The organism is Bacillus sp. FSL R10-2201 (genome assembly GCF_038008665.1).
Classification (GTDB): Bacteria; Bacillota; Bacilli; order Bacillales; family Bacillaceae_G; genus Bacillus_A; species Bacillus_A mycoides.
In genome coordinates this window covers 4,703,864-4,729,189 of sequence record NZ_JBBOZP010000001.1, presented here as the reverse complement: position 1 = coordinate 4,729,189, position 25,326 = coordinate 4,703,864, and the positions used below count along the sequence as shown (strand labels likewise).

Sequence of the window (25,326 nt, the reverse complement as noted above, 5' to 3'; positions counted from 1 at the left end):
CACACCAACATGGCGAAGCAACTGCCAGATATCGGCGATTATAAATATGGTTTCAAGGATAAAGACGTTTCGATTTTCCGTGCTGGACGCGGTTTAACAAAAGAAATCGTTGAAGAGATTTCACGTATGAAAGAAGAACCACAGTGGATGTTAGACTTCCGTTTAAAATCACTGGATAAGTTCTATGAAATGCCAATGCCACAATGGGGCGGCGACTTAAACGACTTAGATTTCGATGAAATTACGTACTACGTAAAACCATCTGAGAAATCTGAGAAGTCTTGGGATGAAGTACCTGAGGAAATTAAAGCGACATTTGATAAATTAGGTATTCCTGAAGCTGAGCAAAAATATTTAGCTGGTGTATCTGCACAGTACGAATCTGAAGTTGTATACCACAACATGAAAGAAGACCTAGAAAATCTAGGAGTCGTCTTCAAAGATACAGATAGCGCATTAAAAGAGAACGAAGATATTTTCCGTGAGCATTTCGGAAAAGTAATCCCACCAACAGACAACAAATTCTCTGCATTAAACTCTGCAGTTTGGTCTGGTGGATCATTCATCTACGTTCCAAAAGGTATTAAAGTTGATACACCACTTCAAGCGTATTTCCGTATTAACTCTGAAAATATGGGACAATTCGAGCGTACGCTTATCATCGTAGACGAAGGCGCACACGTACACTACGTAGAAGGTTGTACAGCACCTGTTTACACGACTAACTCACTTCATAGTGCGGTAGTAGAAATCATCATTAAGAAAGATGCATATTGCCGTTATACAACAATCCAAAACTGGGCGAACAACGTATACAACCTAGTTACAAAACGTGCGGTTTGTGAAGAAAACGCAACGATGGAATGGATTGACGGTAACATCGGATCTAAATTAACGATGAAATACCCAGCAGTTATCTTAAAAGGCGAAGGCGCTCGTGGTTTAACATTATCTATCGCGATTGCTGGTAAAGGCCAACACCAAGATGCTGGTGCGAAAATGATTCACTTAGCACCAAACACGTCTTCAACAATCGTTTCTAAATCGATTGCGAAGCATGGTGGTAAAGTAACTTACCGTGGTATCGTACAATTCGGACCAAAAGCGAAAAACTCTCGCTCTAACATCGAGTGTGACACGTTAATCATGGATAACCAATCTACATCTGATACAATTCCTTACAACGAAATCAAAAACGATTACGTTTCACTTGAGCACGAAGCGAAAGTATCTAAAGTATCAGAAGAACAATTATTCTACCTAATGAGCCGCGGTATTTCTGAGCAAGAAGCTACAGAAATGATCGTAATGGGCTTCATCGAGCCATTCACTCGCGAACTTCCAATGGAATACGCAGTTGAAATGAACCGTCTAATCAAGTTTGAGATGGAAGGTTCTATTGGTTAATATTTAAAAGTGAAAGCGCCCTGCTGTGCAGGGCGCTTTTTTATGTTCTATAAGCTGAGATGGGTATATACCCCGAACCTAAATCGTATCCACCTTATCCACAGATTTAATACGCTCCCAAATATGTTTCATCCCAACGAAAGAACCATATCCAATTAAAGCACCTAGCATATTCAGTATGATGTCATCGATATCGAAAATACCACTAAAAGTAAGGAGTTGTAACGATTCGATTAATAAAATAAACTTAATAAAAATTTTGGATGCCATTTTTACATTGTTTATTTGTTTAAATAATAAAGGTAGAAGGAATCCGAATGGGATGAATATGATGACGTTTCCTAATGTATTCATAAGTACGATGTCTATATTATAAGGATCTAGTAGATGTGTTAGATCGAATCCATTTAAATAGCGGATTGTACTTTTGAGCGGAACTAAGTTTATTAATCCGCCGTGTATAAAGTGCCAGTCGCCTGTTTCAAAGAAGTACTTCAGACTATCAAAGTAAACGGCTGGCCTTCCGAGCAACAGTTTAAATAATAAAACAAAAGAATACGGTAAAAATAATCCCCAGCCAATCCACTGTACATATTTTTGCGTGGAAGATTGCATCGCTTTTTCAATTTCAGTTCCTAAAGTAGAGGCTTCTCCAAAATTTTGGATGGCTAATGTAGTAGCTTCTTCTTCTGATTTTCCTTGATTGAGAAATTCTTGCTTTAAGCTTGTAAGATGATCATAAATTTCAAAGTATAGTTCGTCTCTATCAGATTGCGATAGGCTTGTTTTTTGAACGATACTCTTTATGTATTCTTCAATCGTCATTAATTTAAAGCTCCTTTCTGACAAGTTTTAATAAGAGTTGTAACTGAATCCCATGCTGTTAGTTTTTCTTCTAAAATTTTCTTCCCGCTCGTAGTAATGCGATAAAATTTTCGTTTCATACCAGTTTCAGATTCACCCCAGTATGAATTGATGAAATCCTTTTGTTCCAAGCGTTTGAGTGCTGGGTAGAGTGTACCTTGGCTCATCGTGTATAAATCATTGCTGTTTTCTTTTAGCTTTTGAATAATTTCATATCCGTACGTATCGTGCTGTTTAATGATGGAGAGAAGTAAAATATCAATACTTCCTTTTAATATTTCTTTATCCATTTTATGGTTCACCACCTTATGATGAGATTGTAACACGACATATGTCGTATTACAAGGTATATGTGTAGGGTAATACTCCATCTAGTAGGCAGCAAAAAGCTCTTCGCCAATCCGTCCAACAAACTTCCTGACAAATAGGTCCCCAACACCGACTACAAAAAGAATCCTCCTCCAACTAATCCACAGATTAGAAAAAATAAAGTTTTCCATATTAAAAGGGCAATCTTTGGCTTTTTCTTATAATGCGAGTACAATGTAGAATAGCAAGAAAAGACGAAAAGTATTTACAGGATTATTGCGTACGTATAGCGTAAATGGCAGTAAGGAACTGAGAGGAGGTTTTTTCTCTGAATATAAATAAAGAAACAATCATCCACCTTTATCATACAAACGATATACATAGTCATTTTGAAAATTGGCCGCAAATTTCTCGGTTTGTACAAGGGGAGAAAAGGCGAAGACAGGAAGCGGGAGAGACTGTTTTAACTGTGGATATTGGCGATCATGTGGATCGTTTTCATAGTATTTCGGAAGCGACAAATGGACTTGGGAATACAAAATTATTAAATGAGGCGTTATATGATTATGTAACGATCGGAAATAATGAAGGAATTACATTGGCGAAAGAGCATTTGAATCGTCTATATGATGATGCTGGGTTTGAGGTGCTCGTAGCGAATTTATTTGAAAAAGAAGGTGTACGTCCAGCGTGGGCGCAGCCTTATAAATTACATACAACGACAGATGGGATTACGATTGCCTTTATTGGATTAACGGTAGCTTATCCAGAGTTTTATCATATGTTAGATTGGCATATTGAAGATCCAATCATCCATTTAGAGTCTATTTTAGAAGAAGTTAAGGATACAGCTCATATTACTGTTGTGCTTTCTCATCTTGGAAAAAGTATGGATGAGTATATGGCGGAGCATTATGATATAGATGTTATTTTAGGGGCACATACGCATCATTTATTTGAGCGCGGTGTTCTTGTGGATAATACTTTGCTTTGCTGTTGTGAAAAGTGGGGACATTACGTTGGTCACGTTCAGCTTACTGTGGATAAAGAGACGAAGAGACTGTTGAAAAAAGACGGTAGAGCGATTAAGACAGAACGGTTAGGTGCTTATAGCGAGCCGTTATCCACAATTGAAATGCTAAAGGAAGAAAGTAAACAGATAATGGCTGAGCCTGTCGTTCATTTAAAAGAATCATTGCCGGTTGATTGGTTTAAGGAGACGACGTTTTCTCATATGTTGGCAAGTGCACTTAAAGAGTGGTGTAATGCGGATGTTGGGATGGTGAATGCTGGTGTACTTCTTGAGGGATTAAATGAAGGTGTTGTGACGCGCGGAGATATTCACAGAATTTGTCCACATCCAATTAATCCATGTTTATTAAAAGTGCCAGGAAAAACGTTACGAGAAGTTATTTTGAAAGCGCGTCGTCCGAATATGGAGAACCTTGAGGTGAAAGGATTCGGATTTCGTGGAAAAGTAATGGGGAAAATGATTTACGATGGTTTGGAAGTGATTCCAGATACGATTCCAGGGAATAAAATTTTACTAGAAGATGTATTGATTAACGGCGAATCGCTGGAATTAGACCGGATATATACGGTAGGGACGATTGATATGTTTACATTCGGATACTTATACCCAGAGCTATCCACACTTTCTGACAAACAATATTATATGCCGGAATTGCTTAGAGATGTACTAACAGACATGTTGATAACTTATACATCTTCAGTCAAACTATAGGCTAGTTAACTTGTAACACTCATTTTTCTCTTGTCATAAAGATAAGAAAGAGAGGAGTGTGAACTATGGTTAATGTAGAGCCAATTATAATTGATAACTATACGTTCATTGCTGTTAGCGTAAAACTTCCAAAGACAAATTTGCTAGCTGTAATGAGCGATAAAGGATATATTATGTGCGGTGCTTTAGATGTAGGTCTTCTAAATGAGAAGTTAGGTGATCGAGGAATTATTGCTGGCCGTGCGGTTGGTGTAAGAACGATTGAACAACTTCTTGAAGCACCGCTGGAATCAGTAACGACTGGAGCCGAAGCTTTAGGTATTCCGGTAGGCACAATCGGAAAAGATGCACTATTAAAAATGAGATAAGCATATATCATCCCTCTTTCTTGCATAGAAATAATATAAGAAGGAGGGTTTTCTGATGGGCATATTTCGTTCGAAAAATTCGCGGTTTCGAAGGGGACCGATTTCCTTTCGGTATATACTGCTTATTTCATTTATTATTTTTATCGTAATGGTAGTTCAAGGTTTATGGATTGTAAATAAAAGTATTCAGCCAACGTTAATTAAGTATGGGGAAACAGAGACTCATAAAATGGCAACAGCAGTTATGACGAAAGCGGTAAAAGACCGGATTAATGAAGGGTTTGATGTAGATTCATTAATGAAAGTACAAACGGATAGGAACGGGAAAGTATCTACAATTGATTTAAATACAAAACAAGTAAATGAAATATTAACATCGACTACTGCATACATAGAAAAATATTTACAACAAGTAGAAAAAGGGGATACGAAAGCACTTGGTATTTTTGAAGAGAATGGGGTATCTATGTCAGTTCCTTTTGGACGCATAACTGATAATGCGCTTCTTGGTAATATAGGACCAGATATTCCGATTAATTTTACGCCAATTGGTCATGTGAATACGGATATTAAACAATTAGTTGAGCCGCAAGGAATTAATAATACAGCGATCAAAATTATTATGGAAGTGGAAGTGACGTTACAAGTTATGATTCCGTTACGCACGAAAGAAATTAAAGTGAAGCAAAACATTCCGATTGCGACGCGCATCGTCCAAGGTGAAGTGCCTACTTATTACGGAAGCGGGGGAGTTGTTGTACCAGATAAAAAGAAAACGGATAATTAGTCAGTAGTGTTCTATTGATTTATATTTATAAAAATAACCGTAGCAATTTGCTACGGTTATCGTTTTGTATTTGCTCGTTCTTTTCGTTCCCAAAGGCTTAAATGCATGTATGGATCGAAAGCCCATTCTGTATAGCCATTGTCTTTATACATGCCGAAATGTAAGTGGGGCGGGAATTTTCCAGCTGTACCAGGAGGACCGTAGCCGGTACTACCGACAAATCCGATTACTTTTCCTGGTTCGACAATTTGTCCGAGCTGTATTTCTTTAGAGAACCCGCCTAAATGAGCGTAATAGTGGTAATTATTATGAAGGTCACGAATACCAATGCGCCATCCACCAAGACGATTCCATCCTTTTGTTTCAATAACGCCATAGCAAGTTGATCGTACTGGTACGCCATATCCAGCAAAAATATCGGTTCCTTCATGAATCCTCCTGCCGCCAAAGCTTCTACCAGCACCGAAAGTACTACGATAGCTATGGTCACTGCGAATCGGGAGAGGGAAAGCATTACCTTCTAAATTAATGCGTCCATAATGTTTATAAATTCGGGCGTATTCTGTAATTAATTCAACTGTTTTTGCACGTCTATAATATTCCCAAAGCATAATGTTAATACGGTCTTCCGACGTTCCTTGTTTCTTTAAAATGGTTGCTGCCGTATGCAGAAGATCACGGTCGTTATTTGCATTTGCAAATCCATCTTTGTCACCATCTAAACCCATTCCGCCAAATAGAGAAATTGTATGGGGGAGAGTATCATTACTATTAACAGGTCCAGCCCATATTTCAGGTTTGAAATAAAGGGAAATGATGGCATCTGGTTTTTTCGGAATATCTTTTCTTACGCTCCGTATGTTTCTTTCGTATTGATCCATTGCGGCTAAGTAATACCACGGAATACCGGAAGATTGCTCAGTTTCTTTATATAGTGCCATGCGCTTTTCATATATGCTTTGCTGATTATCTTCACCGTAAGCGATGTTTTGGTGGAGAAGAAAGCAAATCGAAAGCAAAAGAGAAATTTTTCGAAGCATGAAATAGACTCCTTTCACAACATCACTCTTTTTAGTGTGGGATATACGGAGTATTTCATTATAGGGAACGATTGGAAAAAATCTTAGAATCTTCATTTGAGCAAATCGCTTTCATACGTTAGAATAGATATGTTACATTGAAAGAAGCGAACACGGTAAACTATTTCATATTGTGCGGAGTTGATAACCATGACAAAACAAACAGAGTATAAGCGCAAGCCCGAATGGTTGAAAATTAAGTTAAACACGAATGAAAACTATACAGGCTTAAAGAAAATGATGCGTTCTAAGAATCTTCATACAGTTTGTGAAGAGGCGAAATGTCCGAATATTCATGAATGCTGGGCTGTAAGGAAAACAGCAACATTTATGATCTTAGGTGCGGTTTGTACACGTGCTTGTCGTTTTTGTGCGGTTAAAACAGGCTTACCAACTGAGCTTGATTTACAAGAGCCAGAACGCGTAGCAGATTCTGTAGTACAAATGGGCTTAAAGCACGTTGTTATAACAGCGGTTGCACGTGATGATTTAAAGGACGGCGGAGCAGCTGTTTTTGCTGAGACAGTACGCGCTGTACGTCGTGAAAATCCATTCACGTCTATCGAAGTATTACCATCTGATATGGGTGGGGTAGAAGAAAACTTAAAAATGTTAATGGATGCAAAACCAGATATTTTGAACCATAACATTGAAACAGTACGTCGATTATCTAACCGAGTTCGCGCTAGAGCAAAATATGACCGTTCATTAGAGTTTTTACGTCGAGCAAAAGAAATGCAGCCTGATATTCCAACTAAATCGAGCATTATGCTGGGCTTAGGTGAAACGAGAGAAGATTTAATTGAAGCAATGGATGACTTACGTGCAAACAATGTGGATATTTTAACTCTTGGACAATACCTACAACCATCTAAGAAGCATTTACCAGTTATTAAATATTATCCACCAGCAGAATTTGCAGAGCTAAAAGAAATTGCACTTAGCAAAGGATTTAGCCACTGTGAAGCTGGTCCACTTGTACGCTCTTCTTATCATGCGGACGAGCAAGTACGTTCTGCAAAAGAAAAAACAGCAGAAGCGAAATAATGAAAAAAGAGAGCTAATCATTAGCTCTCTTTTTTCTTATACTCTAAAACTTTATTTTGACATGTGGATAAAATCTTTTTTAATTCCTCTGTGGATAATTCAATTGTAAATTCAGGTACACCAGGTGTAATTAAAATTTTATCGTAAGTATAAATTGAACTGTCCACAATAATCGTTACATTTTGTGAATAACCGAAAGGAGCTACACATCCAGGAGTGCAACCAGTCTCTTCTCTTAGCTCATTAGGAGAACAGAGAGATAAGCTCTCTCCTGTTATTTCCTTCATCTCTCCTCGGTTGAGGCGAGTGCCTTCTAACGTAAAGAATACGTAATGCTCCCCGGATTTTGATTTTAAAAATAAGCTTTTACTTGGAGTGCCTTGCAAACCAAGTCTTTCACGAACGATACGATCTGTTTCATAGTCAAGTACTGGTTCGTGTTCAAATTTTTCATAAGAAGCATTTGTTTTATGTAGTAAAGAAAGTACATCTTCATACATATGGAATGATACCCCTCTCTATTGTTAATACAGTCTCTTCTCGTGGCGTCAACTGAGTGTTTTGGAAAGGGATACTACTTGGACGATGCTTCCCATAATCGTTTTATGAAACTTTGTTCATCGATTGTAATTTCGTAAACATCAGGATTCGTTAAAGTTCTCCATTCACTAAAGCCGATCGTACGATCAAAGTGCTTTAAAATGAGCGTAAGTAAGTTTCCATGTGTAACGAGTAGTGTTGTAGTATGGTTTAACTTTAAAACGTCTTGGATAAGCGATATAGCACGGTCCGTTGCTTGTTTTGTTGACTCTCCGCCTGAAAAGGCAATATCTATGTTTGTAAAAGTAGATTCTAGTTTTTGCATCCAATCATCCATCGGAACGTTGCTTAATATACGTTCAGCTAATCGTTCATCCTCTTCGATAGATAGGTTAGCTTGAATCGCATAGGGCCGAATGGAATCGATAGCTCGGACAAATGGGCTCGAAATAATATGATCTATTTGTAGCTGATTTTCTAAGAGGAATGCAGCAAGGGTGTTAGCTTGATCTTTTCCGGCAAACGTTAATTCGGCATCACGTTTTTGTCCAGTTGCGGAACAATGTCGTATTACAATAATTTTCTTCATAATTCATCCCCATCTTTCAAGTTGACGCTATATACTTCGACAAATGTGGAAAAAATTCCTTTTTATTGGAAACGAAATAGTGATCTAAGTATGTGGAAAAGTAATGTGGATAATGAAAATTTGAGGTGCAATTATGAAAAAAATGATATGCATTGTATTCAGTATTTGTTTTCTCGCGCAATTGTCCACAACATATGCACAATCAAATCAAAAATTAGACTATCCAAGCAATCGAAATAAGCCATTTGTGAGTGAGGATGTGTTTTACGAACAGTTAGATAAAAAGGTGTATAAAGAATATAAAAATGCAGCATATAGTGTTCGGAAAAAGATTTTATTTAAAGAAGTGCCCGATGAAGAATTTTCTTTCAGACAAAAAACAGCCGTGGGTTGTCGGAGTAGCGTGGTGTTTCAAGATTTTTTTATTCACCCTGATCGCCAAGTTTACCCCGCATTAACGGGCAGCAAGACTCCCACCGCAAAATTCAGTTTTAAAGAAAAGTAGTTAAATGGGAGATCAACTGCCCGTAAAAGCCCGATTGGTTCAACTAATAATCAGTGGATAAACCCCCACTGATTAAAGTTTCACTTTATTTTTTCGCTTCCTTTTCTCAAGATGAAGTAGATGAGTTCCATAAGTACATCGTTATAGATGCGGAAACAAAGAGGGAGCTGCAAGGGGGGAAAAGTTATCATCACTACGAAAATCCATATAAAAAATAACCCACCAACTGGTGGGTTATTTTTTACTCTGGCACACTTACTAATTTCGCTTTCATTTTACGAATAAGAATGAAACCACCAATCGCGAAGAGAAGAGTAATTCCTTCTGCTACAAAGATGTTAATCATTTTTGTTTGGTAAAGTGCCGCGAAAAAGTCTACAAGTGCGTGGAATAATATAGCGTAAACAAGGAAAATGTATTTCTTTTGTTTTACTGCGTATACGACAAGCATTGTGAAGGCAATTTGCAGCACGAGTGCCATAATTCTTTCTAGGCTACCGAGTAAGTATAAATAGGCAGGTTGTTCTATTAACATATCCTTTACAAGATTTAATTGTGGTAGTTTTTCTGCCATTTGAGCGAAGCTACCATTGTTAATAGCATTAGCGAATATAAGTGTCTGCAATGCAGAGAATCCGCCAACTAAAATGGATTCAATCCCGCCATGACCAATTCCATAAGCGAAGCCATCTTTATATTCTAGATATTTTTTTAGTAGGAAGAAGAAGGCAACGAAGCGTCCTAATTCTTCAAAAATACCAGCAGTTAGTCCGCCATAAATTGCAAAGACATACGGATTTTCTAAAAATGGAGCGATTGCTGGATTACCACGCATAAATAGGTGGAACGGTGTTTCGAGAATTTGGGTAAATCCAATAAAGATAAGAACACCAACGCCGACCACTTTCCAATTAATATTATATTTTTTACGGAAATAAACGAGTACAATAATTGGGACCAGAACCGAAACAACAAGTTGAAATATGATGCTGGCAATTACAGTATTTGAAACCATACTTTCACCGCTTTCTAATATATGTACATATCTATTATGCATGAAATATGGGAGAGATGAAACTTTTAGAGATAAATGAATTTACTTATTGACTCTAACGTTGCGTCATACTTTATCGTATGTACTAAGGGGGAGATATACATGACAATGAAGGTAAAAGAAGTAGCTAATTTAGTTGGAATTAGTGTGCGCACACTGCATCATTACGATGAAATTGGGTTATTAACCCCAGACGAGACGACAGAGTCTGGATATCGTCTGTATTCCAATGAAAATTTAGAGACACTGCAGCAAATTTTGTTTTTTAAAGAGCTAGGCTTCCCTTTGAAGAAGATTAAAGAAATTATCATGAGTCCATCATTTGATCATGAAGAAGCACTACAACTTCATAAGAAAATGCTTCTTGAAAAGCGTGCCAGGTTAGATAAGGTGATAGCGACGATTAATAAAACAATTCAGCATACAAAAGGAAAGATTGATATGACGAATAAAGAGAAATTTGAAGGATTTGATTTTAGTCATAACCCGTACGAAGAAGAAGCACGGGAACGATGGGGAGATGAGGCTGTAGATAAAGCGAATAAAACAGCGAAGGGGATGTCTAAAGAGAAACAGGAGGAGTTTAATAATATTTACAGAAATCTAGCAACACTTCGAAATGGAGCACCTGATTCTAAAGAGGCGCAATCCGCAATCGGGGTATGGTACGATTACTTGCAAAACTTCGGTGAATATTCATTAGAGGCCTTTAAGGGACTCGGTCAAATGTATGTTGCTGATGAGCGTTTTACGAAAAATATTGATAAGTTTGGTGAAGGTTTAGCGCAGTTTATGTGTGATGCGATGGAGGTTTATGCGGATCGTAAGAAATAGTAAAAAGGTGGAGGTTTTCTCCACCTTTTTATTTTTTAATCATATCATTTAAAGTTTGATCCCCCGTATTGTTCAAATGAGGATTATCGCTCATTTCCCGTTTTAACATATCAAGACTTTGTTCATATTCTTTATCGTTTAAGCTACCAGATTGAAGACCTTGAATTTGAGAAATCAACTTTTGGTTTGTTGATACATATGCTTTATAATAGCGAGGAACGATGGACAAAGCAGTTTTATATACTTGATCTGTTACGAGTTTTGGATCCGTTGTGTTTGCACGGTATACAACGAACACTTCGTCGTCGGTAACGAGTGTAGCGGCATTGGTGACGTCAGGAAGTTTGACTGTCATGCTTGTAATCATTTCAGCGACTTTCTCACGGTTAATGGCGCCTACTTGTTTGTTAGATACTTCATGTTTTTGTTTAGATGAATAGCCCACCCTTGTGAGCCGTGTATTTGTATTTTCCGTATGATACATGTCGTTTTTGTTGGAAACAAGAACACGACTTCCTTCTTCACGCTCCATTTCGGCTTTATTAGTTGATTGGCAACCCACAAATAAGGAAAGAGTGAGAAGAGAGAGTATAATTTGTTTTTTCACGATGTAGCACCTCCTTCTCCATAGCATGCACTAATTTTCAATTTTTTGTATTTGAAATTGTTGGTTGTTATGCTTTGTGATACGATAAAAAGAAGAATGCTTAGAGAGGAAGTTCATAATGGAGCAAAAGCAAGAGATTCATACTACGGTGAGCGTTAATAATGTTCAGTACGAAGTGATTAAAAACTTTCGTGACGGTTTTAGTGAAGAAGCACTTAAAGAGCGCTATGCAGAAATTTTAAATAAATATGATTATATCGTTGGAGACTGGGGTTATGAGCAACTTAGATTGCGCGGATTCTTTGATGATAGTAATCAACGTTCGACATATGATACGAAAATTAGTACTTTATCAGAGTATTTATACGAGTACTGTAACTTCGGTTGTGCACACTTTGTATTGCGAAAAGTGAAGAAATGAAAAAATCCTCTTACGATTGTAAGAGGATTTTTTCATAGTAATTATGAGGAGACTGTTTACATTACATCTAAGTCATTCAATAAATCAATCGTACCTTTTCTCACCTTTAACATGAGAGTCCACCTTACAAACAAATTGAAATGTAATCACCTTCAGAAAGAGTTTTGTTTGGTTTCATTTGTTGTCCGTTCAATTGGATATGCCCATTTTTAATTTTATCCACAATGAGTGCACGGCTCCAATCTGAAATATATGTGGATAACACTTTATCAATCCGGTGGGAACCGAAAACTATGTCTAATACGATCGTTATTTCGGCTATACCACTTTCTTTGTATTGTGTAATGGAAATGGTAGTACTTGTTTCTGTTTGTTCTTGCTGAGTCATCTCGACAGTTTCGACGTGATCAGTAAATGATTTATAAATATGAAGTTTTTGATTCCACGTATGATCTTTCGGACATTTATAAATTGCAAATCGGTATATGTTCTTTCCGTTTGCGTTATGCCTGCGAATGTTCGTGTCGGTAAAAAGGGTAGTACGCCTGCAATTTTTACAATATTTTTCGATTGTTGCTAGTTCGTTTTCATATAAACTCCAAGAAAGTTGTACTTTCTGCATTTTCCTTCACCTCTTATATTAGTGGCAAAGGAACGTAATACAGCTATTTGGATGTCTTGTAGTATGAAGACATAAGAAGTAGACAAAAATAAAAAGAGGTTCCCCCAAGAGGAACCTCCGTAAACATCATACTACAGATGCGTTACGTTCCTTCGTAATGGGAATGGGCAGACTACTCCCTTGAAAAAGCACGGTGCTTTTTTGAGAGTAATGCTATCCAATTGCTGATCCATTACAAAGTAAATGTTGGCATACGCAGATAACGTCCTTTCTATCCAAATAGATTTGTTCATAAGTATAACATATAAGATTGAAAATTCAAAATATAAATTGTAAAAAAACACCAGCTAACATAGCTGGTGCTCCAGATAAATTATATAAGTTCAAATAAAAATGAGCGTAATTCTTCTGCATTTTCTTCAGACATCGAAAATGCATGCTCTAAGTAGCCTTGTTCATTTAAATCGTCAGGACCGATGATAGCAAATTTGTTGCTTTGCATATCAAGGACTATCGTTTTACCGTAATGACGATCGGAGTATAGAAGCGCTAAATCATGACGCTCATTTTCCCCCAAAAAGCTAACGAAACGCGTTTTTGTAGCGACTGTATCGTCGTACAGAAAGAAACGTTCTTCCATACACATGGCTCCTTTATTAAATATCTAAGTTTAAGTGTGGTTTATGATCTAAATGGTGATGCGTTTTAATGAAACGTACTGTTCTTGTTTTGTAACGCATTACGATAGAATATGTTTCAGCTAAATCTCCGCCAAGGAATTTCACGCCGTCTAATAATTCACCAGCAGATACACCTGTTGCTGAGAAGATTGCATCATCACCAGATACTAAGTCATCTAACATAAGAAGTTGACGAGGATCTTCTAATCCCATTTCACGACAACGAGCTTCTTCTTCTTCGTTCATTGGAACTAAGCGAGCTTGCATTTCACCTTCAAGGCATTTTAATGCTGCTGCAGAAATAACGCCTTCTGGAGCTCCGCCAACACCTACGAATAAGTCGATACCTGTTCCAGGTAAAGCTGTTGCGATTGATGCACCAACATCTCCATCACCAAATAATTTTACGCGTGCACCTTTTGCACGAACACGGTCAATAATATCTTGATGACGTTCACGTTCTTGGATGATAACCGTTAGGTCACGAATTTTTTTATTGTTTGCTTCTGCTACAATATCAATTGTTTTTTCAATTGGATCATCTAAGCTAATTTTACCAGCTGCTTTTGGACCAACCGCGATTTTTTCCATGTACATATCCGGAGCATGAAGAAGGTTTCCTTTATCTGCGATTGCGATAACTGCCATTGCATTTGCAAGGCCTTTTGCAACGATGTTTGTACCTTCTAATGGATCAACGGCGATATCTACTTCTGGACCGTTACCTGTTCCTAGTTCTTCACCAATATACAACATCGGTGCTTCATCAAGTTCTCCTTCACCGATTACAACTGTACCTGCCATGTTTACTGAATCGAACATATCACGCATAGCTGTAGTTGCTGCATCATCTGCTTCGTTTTTCTTTCCGCGGCCCATCCACTGTGCGGATGCTAAGGCTGCTGCTTCTGTTACACGGACAATTTCTAGTGCGAGTTCACGTTCCAAGGTTGCATTCCTCCAATTTCAAAAATCATACAAATATAACTATAACAAATAACGAGGAAAAGGTGAATTCGAAAAATTGTCGATTTTTTCAGAAGAAAGCGTTACAATTAAAATGTAAATGCTTTAATTTCCAGGTAGGTGACATTCATGTACTTCGTAGACAGAAAGAAAATAGAACAAATGCTAGTATGTTTAGAACGAGCAACAAATACATTTCAAGAGAAAAAGACATATGAAACAGAGTTTGAATTTTATGCATTAGAGCGCATAGCCCATCTTATTATCGATTGTATATTAGATGTAGGGAATGCGATGATTGATGGATTTATTATGCGCGATCCAGGAAGTTACGAAGATATTATTGATATTTTAATGGACGAGAGAGTTATAAGTGGAGAAGAGGGAGCGCATATTAAAGAAATTATTCTTCTTCGAAAAATGCTTACGCAAGATTATATTCAAATGAATCATGATGAATTATATAAGACGATTCAAAAAAATATCGCCGTGGTAGAGAAATACCCAGCAAATATTCGTAGTTATTTAGAAAAGGAATTAGGACCTGTATCTGCATTTGTACCAGAATAATTATGCTTATAAGATCCCCGGGGATTCCTTTGGGGATCTTATATTGTATATGAGAGAGAAAAGGGAGAAGGGTGAAATATGGGGGAAGCACGTACTACGAAAGAAGAGATTGTACAATTATTGAAGGTAAAGGGTGAGCATACTGTAGCAGAATTAGCCGAAGCTTTAGAAATTACAGAGATGGCGATTCGTCGACATTTAAGTAAACTAGAAAATGATGAGCTAATTTATTCAAAGATGGTAAGGCAGCATGTTGGACGCCCAACATATTTGTATGGACTAAGTCAAAAGGGAGAAGATACATTCCCGAAAGAATATAAGCAGTTTGCTATTGATATGCTAGAAGATTTAGCTCGAATGGGCGATGAAAAAATGCTGCGTCACGTCTTGCAAGCGAGAACGAAACGAATGGAAGAACAGTTACAAAAGAGGATAAGTAATCAAAGCAATTTAGCGTATAAAGTTCAAGAAGTAGCTGCTATGCAAGAGAGAAACGGTTATATGGTTCAAATAAAGCGAGATGGGGAGCATTCTTTCATATTTGAAAAGCAAAACTGTCCGTTAAAGGAAATTGCAGAGAGATTCCCGCAAGTGTGTGAAGATGAAAAAGATATGTATAAGCGGTTATTTGCAGATGCAAATGTGAAGACGTTAGCAAACATGTGTGAGGGAGATTGTAATTGTTCGTACCAAATAAAAGAGAAAAAATGAACGTTATGGGACGCTTTAGGGTAAAGCGTTTTTTTCTTTTGAAAAAGGGGTTAATATAAGAGTGGTATGATAGATGAGAACGTTAGCATAGAAGGAGAGACAAACAGATGTATAAAGGCTATTTAATTGATTTAGACGGTACAATGTATCGCGGTGAAGAACAAATTGAAGAAGCAAGCGACTTCGTAAAAGCATTAGGAGAGCGCGGTATTCCATATTTATTCGTTACAAATAACTCAACTCGTAAACCAGAACAAGTTGCAGAAAAGCTTGTTCGTTTCGATATTCCAGCGAAAGCGGAGCAAGTATTCACAACGAGTATGGCTACAGCGAACTTTATTTATGAGCGCAAACAAGATGCAACTGTATATATGATTGGTGAAGAGGGCTTACACGCTGCACTTGTGGAAAAAGGCTTTGAACTTGTGGATGAAAATCCTGATTTCGTCATTGTTGGTTTAGATCGCGATATCACATATGAAAAATTAGCAAAAGCGTGCCTTGCTGTGCGTAACGGTGCAACGTTTATTTCAACAAATGGGGATATCGCAATTCCGACTGAGCGCGGATTATTACCAGGTAACGGTTCATTAACATCAGTTGTTGCAGTATCAACAGGTGTGGACCCAATCTTTATTGGTAAACCAGAATCAATCATTATGGAACAAGCGTTAAAAGTACTTGGCATAGGAAAAGAAGAAGCTTTAATGGTTGGGGATAACTACGATACAGATATTTTAGCGGGGATAAATGCTAGTATGCATACCCTTCTTGTCCACACTGGAGTAACAACTGTGGACAAGTTAACAGAATATGAAGTACAACCGACGCAAGTTGTGCACAACTTGACGGAGTGGATTGAGAAGATGTAATGAAAGGCAGGTAACCGGAAGAGGTTGCCTGTTTTTTTATGCACAATTGCATATGTACTATAGGGATTTAAAATGTAAAATTTATATATATAATGATGAGAAGGGGGAATAAGAGTGTACTGGATGTCATGTATTATGTTTATTTTTACATTATGTGTTTTATTCTTTGTTCTATGGAAGATATATAAAATAAATGAAATGAAAAAAAGCGCGGGAAAGCTTATTGCAGCATATCCTCGGGTGAAACGACGTTGGATTGCCTTACTTGGACCAGCGTACTTTATCGGACAATGTATGTATATATATGCTCAATACGTAAGTGGTGATATTGGTACATTTGAACAGTTTCTCATTTAGTCAGGTAGTTATGCTGTAGTAAGTTGTTTTATGATTTTAATAGCGATCAATCTTATTAAAAGTGTACAAATATATGAAAAAGGTGTAATAGACGGATTGAACTATTATTCATACGAAGAATTAAAAGGCTATAAAACATCAACATGGGAAAATCCAAAAGAAAATATATTTTTATATCGCGGGCGAGAAAAAATGAATGATAATGTGAATTTACTTATTAGACAGGAAGATATGAATGAATTAGAAAGCATTCTTCAAAGATATATTCCGAAATTGATGATGAAATAAAAACTCCGGTTGTTATAACCGGAGTTTTTTTATTAAAACGCACGATTCACTACGTCTTTAACTTCTTCAAGATATTGTTTACGCACACTGTCATCCACAGAAGGAACACTTGTGTAGAATGTATGTTCCAGTGTTTCAATGCCTGTAAATTCAAAAATACCAGCATCAGTTGTTTTTTTCATTGCATCAAACATACCGCCTGCTGTGTATACTTCTTTCGAATTTCCCATCGTAGATAATAACAATCCTTTTTTACTGCTTAATAACTTTTCAATACCATTCTCACCGTAAGCATAAGCGAAGCCGTGGCTAAATACACGGTCAACGTATCCTTTTAAAATAGCAGGAAGACCCGCCCACCAAACTGGGTAAATGAATGTAATACTATCAGCCCAAGAGATATGCTTTTGTTCTTCTTTAATATCTTCTGGTGTGTTTCCTTGGGAAAATGAGATGAAATCGGAAGCACCTAATACTGGATTGAAGTTTAATTCGTATAAATCACGAACGCGTACTTCATGACCTTTTCCTTCTAATTCACTTTTTACAGTTTCTAAAATTGCATGGTTGAAGCTTTCTGTATTCGGGTGTGCATAAACGATCACATGTTTCATTGTTCTTCCTCCTAATTGTGGATATGTGAATAGTTTTTATATATTCGTGTAATTATTATGGTTACTTCCGTTGCGAGAGTCAACTTTTCTGACGTGAGAAATAAAGTGAAATTTTAATAGGTGGGGGGTGTCCATCCCGCACTGATTATTTGCTCACACTAATCGGGCACTTACTGCCGGTTAATATAAATGTTAGTATGTGACAAAAAAATACAAAATAGTAGGTATTTTGCATTTTCGAATAGAATATATAGATTGGTAAATAGAGAGAAAAGGGGATATCGGGATGAATATTATTGAAATTGAAGGGTTAGAAAAATCGTTTGATATTGGGGATAGTAAAGTAAAGATCTTAAAAGATATTAATGTTCAAATTCAAAAAGGTGACTTTGTTTGTATTATGGGGGCAAGTGGATCGGGTAAAACGACTTTACTTCAGCTGTTAGGTGGATTAGATATTCCATCGGTAGGTAGTATTCGAGTTGATGGTACGGAGATTTCAACATTAAAAGAAAAAGAGCTCGCTTTATTTAGAAGGCATAAAATCGGTTTTATTTTTCAGCAGTTTAATTTAATTCCAGTGTTTAATGCGGAGGAAAATGTAGGGTTGCCTTTACTATTAGATAATGTTTCGCAAAAGAAGGCAACGGTGACAGCAAATCGTTTATTAGAGCTCGTTGGATTGAAAGGAAAAGAAAAGCATTTACCAGCACAGTTATCAGGTGGGCAACAGCAAAGGGTTGCGATAGCAAGAGCTTTTGCAAATGAGCCGGCTATTATATTAGCAGATGAGCCAACAGGGGCGTTAGATTCAGAAAACAGCAAAAATATTATCGCGGCACTTCGCAATGCATGTGATGAATTAGGGCAAACAGCTGTCATTGTAACGCACGATCCGTTCGTAGCGGCCCATGCTGATAAAGTCGTTTTCTTATTAGATGGTGAGGTGATTCATGAGCATACTGAAAGTAAAGGGTGGAAATTTCGAAATATCCCGCAACAAGTTACTCAAATTCAAGAGATTATGAATCGTCACTTTAAAGTAGGAGGTAAAGGTGATGCGATGGGTAATTAAGTATGCGGTAAAATCGATGAAACAAAATTGGTTGCGAAATATGTTGATTGCCCTCGGTGCAGCTTTAGGTGTTATGTTAGCGACGATGTTATTACTAGGTAATCAATCAGTAGAGCAAAGTGTGAAGGAACAAGTAGTAAGTCGGTATGGAGATTATAATTTACAATTTGGCTATATAAAAAATGACATGTATTTAAATAATGAAAGTTTAAAAGGAATAGATGGCTTAGAAAATGCTGAAAAAATATCAAAAGCACTTATACCGTATCCTTTTCCACATTATAAAGAACTATCGGGAAAGCCATCTTATTGGGGTGTTGAGCAAGATTCTCCAGAAATGCATTCTTATAAAATATTAGAAGGACGATATCCGAAAGAAGGTGCTGAAGTAGCACTGACAAAAGGGTATACAGATCGTGAAAATATACGGGTAGGAGATACGATTAAACTGCCATTCCCGCAGCATGGTGAAAAGGCTGTGAAAGTTGTCGGTATTTTAAATCCACCGTTAATGGCGTCAATGGGGCATAGTGCTTATTTTCCAATCCATTGGCTTCAAAAAGAATTAAATTTACCAAATCAATTCAATCTTGTTCAAGTGAAAGTACAAGATGTAAATGTGAAAAAAGCAATTGCTTTTGATGTACATAAAAAGATTGAAAATATAAAGGTGGACCAACGTACTTATGTAGATAAGGCATTTGAACGACTAAATGTAATGAAGCCATTAATTTTTAGTTTAGGTGGTATTGCCTTATTTGTTGTAGCCCTTTTAATAATGGGAAGTTTCTTCTTATCTGTCAGAAGTCGATTTAAGCAATGGGCATTATTACGTGCACTTGGTAGTAATCCAAATCAAATTATATTAGTCGTTTTATTAGAGGCTTTATGTATTGGGGCAATCGGATCACTAGCAGGAGTTATTCTTGGAGCAGGTACGCAAACAATCGCCGCATCATTTATTAATAAATGGGTGAATATTGAGGGGGCAGTGAAAGAATCATTCTCGATTTCAGGCGAGATTTTACTCATTACGTTTTTACTAGGGATTGTTATGTCTATCATAGGGGCTATTATACCAGCCTTTATGGTTAGAAAAATTCCACCAGTTCAAGCGCTTAGGCCAGGTCTTCCTAGTAATGAGAAAAAAGAAAAAAGGTGGAGTGCTTTTAGTGGTAGCATTTTAATCATTGGTACTGTTATTGGACTAGCGGGTAACGTATTAGAGCGATATATCGGTTTTAATCCAAGTGCGATAGGTGCGCTGTTATTTGCGGTCGGTTTGTTATTTGCGATTCCGTTATTTATTCGGATGATAGCACCAGTGATTGCAAAACCACTTCAAATGATATTACGAATTGAAACGACGATTAGTAGCCGAAATGTAATTCGTTATCGAAATAAGGCAGCTGTATCGGTTGCTATACTAGCATTTGGTTTTATGTTAGCACTTGTTGGAACGATGTATATAAACTCTATTTACGAAGGCATGAAAGATGGGTTACAAAAACATTTACCAGCTGATTTAGTAATAAGAATTCCAATAGAGTCGCAAAGTACTGAAGTATTACCATTTAGTTGGATGGAGAAGGTTAAAAAAATTGATGGTGTAGAAGAGAGCGTAGCAAATGTTACTGACTTTACAGCGAAGCTTATAAATTATGATTTTAAAAAAGCGGATCAAGAGTGGTATGAAAATGTGAGGAAAGATGATTTTGAATATGATGTGATAGAAGTTGTGGGGAATGATATTGTTGCTTATCAAAAAGTAACAAAAGCGAAAGTGATTACAGGACAAGATTTAAATAAGCCATTACAAGATGGTGAGGGAGTCGTTACGAAGAGAACTGCTAAAACATTAGGGATTCAGTTGCATGATACGATTGAAGTACAAGGAAAAGGGAAAGAAAAACAAACGATTAAAGTCGTTTCGATTATTGAGCAAGGATTAAGGGGAAGAGGATTAGACATTTTCGTAAATGAACAATGGGTTCGTGATAAGTTTCACGTGCAAGGATATGAAGCAATTCAAGTTATGACAAATTCTAATCAATCATTTGAAGAGATTAAGAAGCAAGTAAAACAAATTACAAATAATAAAGAGAACGTAGAAGTTATTAATAGCCATGATTTATTAAAAGAACAGGAGCAGTTATTATCGCAAATGATGATGTTAATTCGCTTGTTAGTTGTAATTGTTTTCATTATTTCTGGTATAGGGTTAATGAATGCGATTGTCTCAAGTTTACATGAAAGACGTGCTGAAATTAGTATGATTCGTGCGGTAGGAGCTATTCCGAAGCAAATGAGACGGATTGTTTTATTAGAGGGCACTTTACTTGGAGCGATAGCTGGTTGTATTGGGGTTTTAGGTGGAATTGTATTTAGTTATATTGTGTTATCAAGCTTAGAGTTAACGGTTATTATCATTCCGTATAATCAAGTTTTAATATTGGCACTAGCTAGCATTATACTCGGAGCAGGAGCAGCAATGATTGCTTCATTACAATTAAGAAAGTTTAAATTGAGTGATACTTTAAAGGAGTTATCAGCATAAAAGATTATTATATCCCGCTCATACAAAGTACAAAGAAGACGAATAAAATGATAACAATACCGATACCAAAGTTAAATACAAGAGTACTATCCATATATGTAACCTCCTTGTTTGAAAGTAAAAAGCACTCTGGCTGGAGTGCTTTTTATTATCCGAATATGTCGCAACGAACGCTGCAACATATAGAAAGGGAATAATGCGTTTAAAGAGTTATATTAATTTATGCATTAATTTTGTAAATGAGCAGGTCCTGCTCAGGTATAGAAAAAAGACACTCTTTCGAGTGTCTTTCATGATGACAAAACGTGCCAATTGCTTGAGTTTGATAAGACGTTAATTTTCCGGTTAACAGTCTTTCTTAATCAAGAAGTGTAACAACAGCGATTCAAATAAATTTTAGCATTTTTTAAAGGGGTGTGCGTATGTAACTATGCATATTACGATTAGAGGAGAATCAAGTTTGGAAAATGAATGAGTAAATACATATAGATTAGTAGAGTATTTGATAAGGAGCGAGATGAATGGATATACATAAGTTAACAGAAGAAGAAGCGAAAGAAATAAATACGTGGAAGTATGAAAATCCCTATACGTTATATAGCTTTTCGGGAGATGCTGAAGTAATAGAAGAGTTGCTAGATGGAACGTATTACGGTTGTTGCGGAGAGAATGGAGAATTCATCGGCTATTTTTGTTTTGGAGAAAATGCACAAGTGCCAGGGGGAAGAGATGCTAATTTATATAGGGGAGAAGATGTAGTAGATATTGGGCTTGGAATGAAGCCAGAGTTAACAGGGAAAGGGATGGGAGAAATATTTTTTCAAGCGGGAATAGCATTTGCTACTGAGGAATTGAATTCGAAAATGTTTCGACTGAGTGTAGCGACATTCAATAAGAGAGCGATTAGGCTATATAAAAACATTGGATTTCAAGTAGGACCTCTTTTTTTGAGCCGTGGAAGAGAGTTCATGCTTATGGAATATGAAAGGCCGTCAGTATGAAACTGACGGCCTAGACCCCTTATTCCGAATGCTCAGCACGGTGCGCTAAACGACTTGAAGCAGCGGCAGCGATTCCGCCAACGATATCATCAAGGAATGTATGCACCTTTCCAGTTGATTTATCATTTAAGTATTCTAAAATACCTGGTTTTAATTTATCGATATATCCAAAGTTCGTGAAGCCAATTGACCCGTACACGTTAACGATTGAAAGTGCGATGACTTCATCAATTCCATATAGTCCTTCATCGCGTTTTACGATATCTTGTAACGGCTGACTTAACATTCCTTTTTCAGCAAGGACATCAAGTTCAATGCCTGTAATAAGAGCGTTTTGTACTTCTCGTTTTGATAGTACACGCTCAACGTTATAGCGACATTCTGACATCTCTAAATTTGCATGGTATTTCTTTTGAAGAAAATGAACAAGATCAGCAATATCGTCAATTGTTACACCGCGCTCTTGTAATAGTTGTAATGCTCTTTCTTGTAGTTGATTTGAGTCTTTCATGTTTATCACCTTTTTTTCTTTTTAGTATTTGTATACGTTTCGTTGCTTTATCATGTGCATAGGAATGAAAGGCGAGCACAAGCTCATATATATAAAGAAAAACCATAGGTGGCGACTGCGATGATTCAGCATATTTATGAGCATTATCACATGCATGTTAAAGAATTAATCCCCCTTGGCCCCTATAAAAGCTTTTGGATTCGCAACAAAATTTATGTACTTGTTCCAATTGGAGAAATGGAGGAAGAAGTACTTGTAGAGATGAAAAAGCTCAGTGATTATATGAACCAGCAAGGGGATATAACTGTTTCGACTTTCGTTCCGACTATACACGGCTACTATGTAAGTGAGATAGAAGAAAAAAATTACTGCTTATTAAAAGGTATGCGTATGTTAGAGCGACATGCTACATCATTAGGAAGTGAGCTTTCTATATTCCATAAACGTGGCGCATTCTTTCCAGAAGAAGTTGAGCAATTAAGCCGCATTGGTGAATGGAAAGCATTATGGGAAAAAAGGCTCGACCAATTAGAAAGGTTTTGGCAATCGCAAGTGATGAACCATCCTTCAGACGTATTCGATCAATTGTTTATTGAATCCTTCCCGTATTACTTAGGAGTTGCAGAAAATGCAATTCAATATGTTGTCGATACAGAAATGGATGATACACCACAAATAACTGACGCAGCAACAATTTGCCAAGAACGATTTACACCTTTATTATGGCAGCAAACGAAGCGTTTAAAACTTCCTTTTGATTGGGTATATGATCACCCAAGTAGAGATATAGCAGAATGTATTCGCTATATGATGATAGAAAAAAAGAAAGATTGGGAGCAAACGGTAGTTCAATTCATTACAGATTATGAACGTAATTATTCGCTCTCTTCATTTGGTTGGCGCTTATTATTCGCAAGGCTTCTGTTCCCGCTTCACTACTTTGAAACAATTGAACGATATTATCAAACAGGAAACGAAGAACAAAAAGGCATATATAGAGCCCGTTTAGAAATCATTTTACATGATGTGAAGCGCACTGAGCAATTTATGAATCATTTTTACGAGTCATTTCGTTTACCTGTTGATAAGTTAGGCATTAGGAAATTAGATTGGCTGTCTTAAAATGAAAAAAGAGACCGGGTGAGGTCTCTTTTTTATATATCACAATTGTATGTAATACATTATGCCCCTACCTGTTGATCTGCACATATATTTAAAATGAATTGATGTCTTTCGATTTTTTCATTTACTTTACTCAATAATTCTTGCTGGATTTCTTTAAATAAAAATTGATAACTTGCATTCCATGTTGGTATAACGGATGAAAGGTCTAATAAATACTCTTTTTTCTTTTCTAGTTCTTGAATTGTTAAGAAAGTGTTCCCCATTCTTGGCATGTGTCGTCCCCCTATGTTTTTTTCTGTATATGTGTGAACGATTCTATAGTATTAATTATCGCACTTTTTGAGAAGGATTTCCAATTTTGTTTTATGATGTTAAAGGGGAAGTGTTATTTGAATAAAAAAAGAGACCCATTTGGGTCTCTTTCTAGGAAGCGATTCTGAACGAGCCGCTTCTGCTTTTAGATTAAAATACTTGTTCTACTTCAATAACGCCTGGTACTTCTTCAAGTAGTGCGCGTTCGATACCAGCTTTTAGTGTGATTGTAGAACTTGGGCAGCTTCCGCAAGCACCCATAAGGCGTAATTTTACGATACCTTCTTCAATGTCTACTAATTCAACGTCTCCGCCATCGCGAAGTAAGAATGGACGTAATTTATCTAATACTTCTAATACTTGTTCTTGCATATGTGGGTTTTCCATTTTTATCGACTCCTTTCATCAGTTTTATTATAATCAAGATAGAGGGGAAAATCTATTTTTTCTGTTCTTGTTTTATTGTCGAAATTTTTTATCATGTTTACAACGTGTTTTTTCAGTATAGGGGTAGGGAATAAGTTTGTAAAATGATGTGCTTATGTACTAAGACATCTGAATATACTGTTGAAACAAGAAGTGGGGGAGAAGAAATGGTTAATGTGCAAGTGTATGGGACGAAAGTAATTTGTGCGAGCTGCGTTGGAATGCCATCTTCAACAGAAACGTTTGAGTGGTTACAAGCGGCGATTGGTCGTAAATATGAAGGACAAGAAAATAAATTTAATTTCGAGTATATTGATTTTCAAGAAGAACAAGAAGATGAAGATAAAAAAGCATTCGCAGAGCGCGTAGTGGAAGAAGATCTATTTTATCCGGTCGTTCTTGTAAATGGAGAAATTGTTGGAGAAGGAAATCCTCGTTTGAAGGATGTTTACGAAGAAATCGAGAAATATTTATAAAGCAGGAA

The 25,326-nt window shown here is 36.8% G+C and carries 29 protein-coding genes and 2 pseudogenes; 17 read left to right on the top strand and 14 right to left on the bottom strand.

The annotated features are described in order from the left end of the window. Positions 1-9: 9 nt before the first annotated feature. Positions 10-1,407, top strand: a complete 1,398-nt coding sequence (gene sufB / locus NSQ69_RS24665; RefSeq protein ID WP_050001064.1) for a Fe-S cluster assembly protein SufB — start codon at positions 10-12, stop codon at positions 1,405-1,407. A gap of 78 nt (positions 1,408-1,485) precedes the next feature. Here the strand turns inward: sufB and NSQ69_RS24660 are convergent, their stop codons facing one another. Next, entirely contained in the window at positions 1,486-2,232 is a 747-nt protein-coding gene (locus tag NSQ69_RS24660) for a VanZ family protein (RefSeq protein ID WP_078422099.1), read from the bottom strand. Then, positions 2,232-2,561, bottom strand: coding sequence for a PadR family transcriptional regulator (locus NSQ69_RS24655; RefSeq protein WP_078177962.1), 330 nt, complete (start codon positions 2,559-2,561; stop codon positions 2,232-2,234). The genes NSQ69_RS24660 and NSQ69_RS24655 overlap by 1 nt, the downstream gene beginning before the upstream one ends. A gap of 347 nt (positions 2,562-2,908) precedes the next feature. On the opposite strand from NSQ69_RS24655, the gene NSQ69_RS24650 reads away from it, so the two are divergent. The 3 genes from NSQ69_RS24650 (at position 2,909) to yunB (ending at position 5,479) form a co-directional block, all read left to right on the top strand. Further along, on the top strand, positions 2,909-4,324 hold the full coding sequence (locus NSQ69_RS24650; RefSeq protein ID WP_206764595.1) for a bifunctional metallophosphatase/5'-nucleotidase: 1,416 nt from the start codon (positions 2,909-2,911) through the stop codon (positions 4,322-4,324). 65 nt (positions 4,325-4,389) lie between these two features. Then, a complete protein-coding gene (locus tag NSQ69_RS24645; RefSeq protein ID WP_002015926.1) occupies positions 4,390-4,692 on the top strand; it encodes a YunC family protein in 303 nt (100 codons plus the stop codon). Positions 4,693-4,747: 55 nt separating this feature from the next. Continuing rightward, positions 4,748-5,479 carry a sporulation protein YunB gene (yunB, locus tag NSQ69_RS24640; protein WP_002129745.1) on the top strand — a complete coding sequence of 244 codons (732 nt, stop codon included), beginning with the start codon at positions 4,748-4,750 and terminating at the stop codon, positions 5,477-5,479. A 56-nt stretch (positions 5,480-5,535) separates the two neighbouring features. Here yunB and NSQ69_RS24635 read toward each other — a convergent pair whose 3' ends face one another. After that, positions 5,536-6,519: a M23 family metallopeptidase gene (locus NSQ69_RS24635; RefSeq protein WP_002034579.1), complete on the bottom strand. Its 984-nt coding sequence runs from the start codon at positions 6,517-6,519 to the stop codon at positions 5,536-5,538. Positions 6,520-6,708: 189 nt separating this feature from the next. Between NSQ69_RS24635 and lipA the strand changes: the two genes are divergently transcribed. Beyond that, positions 6,709-7,605 (top strand): lipoyl synthase, encoded by an 897-nt coding sequence (gene lipA / locus NSQ69_RS24630; RefSeq protein ID WP_002034580.1) that lies wholly within the window; start codon positions 6,709-6,711, stop codon positions 7,603-7,605. 20 nt (positions 7,606-7,625) lie between these two features. Here lipA and NSQ69_RS24625 read toward each other — a convergent pair whose 3' ends face one another. Both NSQ69_RS24625 and NSQ69_RS24620 read right to left on the bottom strand, forming a co-directional pair. Continuing rightward, positions 7,626-8,105, bottom strand: a complete 480-nt coding sequence (locus NSQ69_RS24625; protein WP_002184734.1) for a YbaK/EbsC family protein — start codon at positions 8,103-8,105, stop codon at positions 7,626-7,628. 74 nt (positions 8,106-8,179) lie between these two features. Further along, positions 8,180-8,734, bottom strand: a complete 555-nt coding sequence (locus NSQ69_RS24620) for a histidine phosphatase family protein (RefSeq protein WP_002184735.1) — start codon at positions 8,732-8,734, stop codon at positions 8,180-8,182. A gap of 133 nt (positions 8,735-8,867) precedes the next feature. Here NSQ69_RS24620 and NSQ69_RS24615 point away from each other — a divergent pair. Further along, positions 8,868-9,179, top strand: a pseudogene (locus NSQ69_RS24615) (hypothetical protein); the annotation flags it as partial. Positions 9,180-9,480: 301 nt separating this feature from the next. Here NSQ69_RS24615 and NSQ69_RS24610 read toward each other — a convergent pair. After that, positions 9,481-10,296 carry a YhfC family intramembrane metalloprotease gene (locus NSQ69_RS24610; protein ID WP_002015917.1) on the bottom strand — a complete coding sequence of 272 codons (816 nt, stop codon included), beginning with the start codon at positions 10,294-10,296 and terminating at the stop codon, positions 9,481-9,483. Between the two features lie 99 nt (positions 10,297-10,395). Here NSQ69_RS24610 and NSQ69_RS24605 point away from each other — a divergent pair, with 99 nt between their 5' ends. Then, positions 10,396-11,127: a MerR family transcriptional regulator gene (locus NSQ69_RS24605; protein WP_341099769.1), complete on the top strand. Its 732-nt coding sequence runs from the start codon at positions 10,396-10,398 to the stop codon at positions 11,125-11,127. A gap of 28 nt (positions 11,128-11,155) precedes the next feature. On the opposite strand, the gene NSQ69_RS24600 is transcribed toward NSQ69_RS24605, so the two are convergent. After that, positions 11,156-11,734, bottom strand: a complete 579-nt coding sequence (locus NSQ69_RS24600; RefSeq protein ID WP_002129737.1) for a YhcN/YlaJ family sporulation lipoprotein — start codon at positions 11,732-11,734, stop codon at positions 11,156-11,158. 118 nt (positions 11,735-11,852) lie between these two features. Between NSQ69_RS24600 and NSQ69_RS24595 the strand changes: the two genes are divergently transcribed. Then, positions 11,853-12,155 carry a YutD family protein gene (locus tag NSQ69_RS24595; protein ID WP_002015914.1) on the top strand — a complete coding sequence of 101 codons (303 nt, stop codon included), beginning with the start codon at positions 11,853-11,855 and terminating at the stop codon, positions 12,153-12,155. A gap of 124 nt (positions 12,156-12,279) precedes the next feature. Here the strand turns inward: NSQ69_RS24595 and NSQ69_RS24590 are convergent, their stop codons facing one another. The 3 genes from NSQ69_RS24590 to glpX form a co-directional block, all read right to left on the bottom strand. Continuing rightward, complete coding sequence (locus tag NSQ69_RS24590; protein ID WP_002129735.1) at positions 12,280-12,777, bottom strand: hypothetical protein; 498 nt, start codon at positions 12,775-12,777, stop codon at positions 12,280-12,282. 373 nt (positions 12,778-13,150) lie between these two features. Beyond that, positions 13,151-13,417 (bottom strand): DUF3055 domain-containing protein, encoded by a 267-nt coding sequence (locus NSQ69_RS24585; protein ID WP_002034592.1) that lies wholly within the window; start codon positions 13,415-13,417, stop codon positions 13,151-13,153. Between the two features lie 16 nt (positions 13,418-13,433). Next, on the bottom strand, positions 13,434-14,405 hold the full coding sequence (glpX, locus tag NSQ69_RS24580) for a class II fructose-bisphosphatase (protein ID WP_002015911.1): 972 nt from the start codon (positions 14,403-14,405) through the stop codon (positions 13,434-13,436). Between the two features lie 147 nt (positions 14,406-14,552). On the opposite strand from glpX, the gene NSQ69_RS24575 reads away from it, so the two are divergent. From NSQ69_RS24575 to NSQ69_RS24560, 4 genes and pseudogenes are all read left to right on the top strand, one after another. Further along, positions 14,553-14,993 (top strand): DUF86 domain-containing protein, encoded by a 441-nt coding sequence (locus NSQ69_RS24575; RefSeq protein ID WP_002145069.1) that lies wholly within the window; start codon positions 14,553-14,555, stop codon positions 14,991-14,993. A gap of 78 nt (positions 14,994-15,071) precedes the next feature. Further along, on the top strand, positions 15,072-15,704 hold the full coding sequence (locus NSQ69_RS24570; protein ID WP_050001066.1) for a helix-turn-helix transcriptional regulator: 633 nt from the start codon (positions 15,072-15,074) through the stop codon (positions 15,702-15,704). 107 nt (positions 15,705-15,811) lie between these two features. Continuing rightward, positions 15,812-16,576 (top strand): TIGR01457 family HAD-type hydrolase, encoded by a 765-nt coding sequence (locus NSQ69_RS24565; protein WP_002089349.1) that lies wholly within the window; start codon positions 15,812-15,814, stop codon positions 16,574-16,576. Positions 16,577-16,690: 114 nt separating this feature from the next. Next, positions 16,691-17,221, top strand: a pseudogene (locus tag NSQ69_RS24560) (iron ABC transporter substrate-binding protein). Between the two features lie 32 nt (positions 17,222-17,253). On the opposite strand, the gene NSQ69_RS24555 reads toward NSQ69_RS24560, so the two are convergent. Continuing rightward, a complete protein-coding gene (locus NSQ69_RS24555) occupies positions 17,254-17,835 on the bottom strand; it encodes an NAD(P)H-dependent oxidoreductase (RefSeq protein ID WP_002129727.1) in 582 nt (193 codons plus the stop codon). Positions 17,836-18,121: 286 nt separating this feature from the next. On the opposite strand from NSQ69_RS24555, the gene NSQ69_RS24550 reads away from it, so the two are divergent. The 3 genes from NSQ69_RS24550 (at position 18,122) to NSQ69_RS24540 (ending at position 22,468) form a co-directional block, all read left to right on the top strand. After that, positions 18,122-18,910: an ABC transporter ATP-binding protein gene (locus NSQ69_RS24550; protein WP_002129726.1), complete on the top strand. Its 789-nt coding sequence runs from the start codon at positions 18,122-18,124 to the stop codon at positions 18,908-18,910. Continuing rightward, on the top strand, positions 18,894-21,467 hold the full coding sequence (locus NSQ69_RS24545; protein WP_002129725.1) for an FtsX-like permease family protein: 2,574 nt from the start codon (positions 18,894-18,896) through the stop codon (positions 21,465-21,467). Before NSQ69_RS24550 ends, NSQ69_RS24545 begins: the two co-directional genes overlap by 17 nt. Before the next feature lie 521 nt (positions 21,468-21,988). Then, a complete protein-coding gene (locus tag NSQ69_RS24540; RefSeq protein ID WP_002015903.1) occupies positions 21,989-22,468 on the top strand; it encodes a GNAT family N-acetyltransferase in 480 nt (159 codons plus the stop codon). Positions 22,469-22,487: 19 nt separating this feature from the next. On the opposite strand, the gene NSQ69_RS24535 is transcribed toward NSQ69_RS24540, so the two are convergent. Next, positions 22,488-22,979 carry a phosphatidylglycerophosphatase A family protein gene (locus NSQ69_RS24535; RefSeq protein WP_002015902.1) on the bottom strand — a complete coding sequence of 164 codons (492 nt, stop codon included), beginning with the start codon at positions 22,977-22,979 and terminating at the stop codon, positions 22,488-22,490. A gap of 120 nt (positions 22,980-23,099) precedes the next feature. Here NSQ69_RS24535 and yutH point away from each other — a divergent pair, with 120 nt between their 5' ends. Then, positions 23,100-24,101, top strand: a complete 1,002-nt coding sequence (yutH, locus tag NSQ69_RS24530) for a spore coat putative kinase YutH (RefSeq protein ID WP_002089339.1) — start codon at positions 23,100-23,102, stop codon at positions 24,099-24,101. Between the two features lie 59 nt (positions 24,102-24,160). Here the strand turns inward: yutH and NSQ69_RS24525 are convergent, their stop codons facing one another. Then, entirely contained in the window at positions 24,161-24,376 is a 216-nt protein-coding gene (locus NSQ69_RS24525) for a hypothetical protein (RefSeq protein ID WP_001137788.1), read from the bottom strand. A 190-nt stretch (positions 24,377-24,566) separates the two neighbouring features. After that, positions 24,567-24,803, bottom strand: a complete 237-nt coding sequence (locus NSQ69_RS24520) for a NifU family protein (protein ID WP_000431159.1) — start codon at positions 24,801-24,803, stop codon at positions 24,567-24,569. A gap of 206 nt (positions 24,804-25,009) precedes the next feature. Here NSQ69_RS24520 and NSQ69_RS24515 point away from each other — a divergent pair, with 206 nt between their 5' ends. Beyond that, complete coding sequence (locus NSQ69_RS24515) at positions 25,010-25,318, top strand: YuzD family protein (protein ID WP_000248590.1); 309 nt, start codon at positions 25,010-25,012, stop codon at positions 25,316-25,318. Positions 25,319-25,326: the final 8 nt, after the last annotated feature.

Excerpts from the sequence above, each read along its gene's own strand:
- sufB (WP_050001064.1), top strand. The coding sequence starts at position 10 with ATGGCGAAGCAACTGCCAGATATCGGCGATTATAAATATGGTTTCAAG.
- NSQ69_RS24660 (WP_078422099.1), bottom strand. The coding sequence starts at position 2,232 with ATGACGATTGAAGAATACATAAAGAGTATCGTTCAAAAAACAAGCCTA.
- NSQ69_RS24655 (WP_078177962.1), bottom strand. The coding sequence starts at position 2,561 with ATGGATAAAGAAATATTAAAAGGAAGTATTGATATTTTACTTCTCTCC.
- NSQ69_RS24645 (WP_002015926.1), top strand. The coding sequence starts at position 4,390 with ATGGTTAATGTAGAGCCAATTATAATTGATAACTATACGTTCATTGCT.
- yunB (WP_002129745.1), top strand. The coding sequence starts at position 4,748 with ATGGGCATATTTCGTTCGAAAAATTCGCGGTTTCGAAGGGGACCGATT.
- NSQ69_RS24635 (WP_002034579.1), bottom strand. The coding sequence starts at position 6,519 with ATGCTTCGAAAAATTTCTCTTTTGCTTTCGATTTGCTTTCTTCTCCAC.
- lipA (WP_002034580.1), top strand. The coding sequence starts at position 6,709 with ATGACAAAACAAACAGAGTATAAGCGCAAGCCCGAATGGTTGAAAATT.
- NSQ69_RS24625 (WP_002184734.1), bottom strand. The coding sequence starts at position 8,105 with ATGTATGAAGATGTACTTTCTTTACTACATAAAACAAATGCTTCTTAT.
- NSQ69_RS24620 (WP_002184735.1), bottom strand. The coding sequence starts at position 8,734 with ATGAAGAAAATTATTGTAATACGACATTGTTCCGCAACTGGACAAAAA.
- NSQ69_RS24610 (WP_002015917.1), bottom strand. The coding sequence starts at position 10,296 with ATGCATAATAGATATGTACATATATTAGAAAGCGGTGAAAGTATGGTT.
- NSQ69_RS24605 (WP_341099769.1), top strand. The coding sequence starts at position 10,396 with ATGACAATGAAGGTAAAAGAAGTAGCTAATTTAGTTGGAATTAGTGTG.
- NSQ69_RS24595 (WP_002015914.1), top strand. The coding sequence starts at position 11,853 with ATGGAGCAAAAGCAAGAGATTCATACTACGGTGAGCGTTAATAATGTT.
- NSQ69_RS24590 (WP_002129735.1), bottom strand. The coding sequence starts at position 12,777 with ATGCAGAAAGTACAACTTTCTTGGAGTTTATATGAAAACGAACTAGCA.
- NSQ69_RS24585 (WP_002034592.1), bottom strand. The coding sequence starts at position 13,417 with ATGGAAGAACGTTTCTTTCTGTACGACGATACAGTCGCTACAAAAACG.
- NSQ69_RS24575 (WP_002145069.1), top strand. The coding sequence starts at position 14,553 with ATGTACTTCGTAGACAGAAAGAAAATAGAACAAATGCTAGTATGTTTA.
- NSQ69_RS24570 (WP_050001066.1), top strand. The coding sequence starts at position 15,072 with ATGGGGGAAGCACGTACTACGAAAGAAGAGATTGTACAATTATTGAAG.
- NSQ69_RS24565 (WP_002089349.1), top strand. The coding sequence starts at position 15,812 with ATGTATAAAGGCTATTTAATTGATTTAGACGGTACAATGTATCGCGGT.
- NSQ69_RS24555 (WP_002129727.1), bottom strand. The coding sequence starts at position 17,835 with ATGAAACATGTGATCGTTTATGCACACCCGAATACAGAAAGCTTCAAC.
- NSQ69_RS24550 (WP_002129726.1), top strand. The coding sequence starts at position 18,122 with ATGAATATTATTGAAATTGAAGGGTTAGAAAAATCGTTTGATATTGGG.
- NSQ69_RS24545 (WP_002129725.1), top strand. The coding sequence starts at position 18,894 with ATGCGATGGGTAATTAAGTATGCGGTAAAATCGATGAAACAAAATTGG.
- NSQ69_RS24540 (WP_002015903.1), top strand. The coding sequence starts at position 21,989 with ATGGATATACATAAGTTAACAGAAGAAGAAGCGAAAGAAATAAATACG.
- NSQ69_RS24535 (WP_002015902.1), bottom strand. The coding sequence starts at position 22,979 with ATGAAAGACTCAAATCAACTACAAGAAAGAGCATTACAACTATTACAA.
- yutH (WP_002089339.1), top strand. The coding sequence starts at position 23,100 with ATGATTCAGCATATTTATGAGCATTATCACATGCATGTTAAAGAATTA.
- NSQ69_RS24525 (WP_001137788.1), bottom strand. The coding sequence starts at position 24,376 with ATGCCAAGAATGGGGAACACTTTCTTAACAATTCAAGAACTAGAAAAG.
- NSQ69_RS24520 (WP_000431159.1), bottom strand. The coding sequence starts at position 24,803 with ATGGAAAACCCACATATGCAAGAACAAGTATTAGAAGTATTAGATAAA.
- NSQ69_RS24515 (WP_000248590.1), top strand. The coding sequence starts at position 25,010 with ATGGTTAATGTGCAAGTGTATGGGACGAAAGTAATTTGTGCGAGCTGC.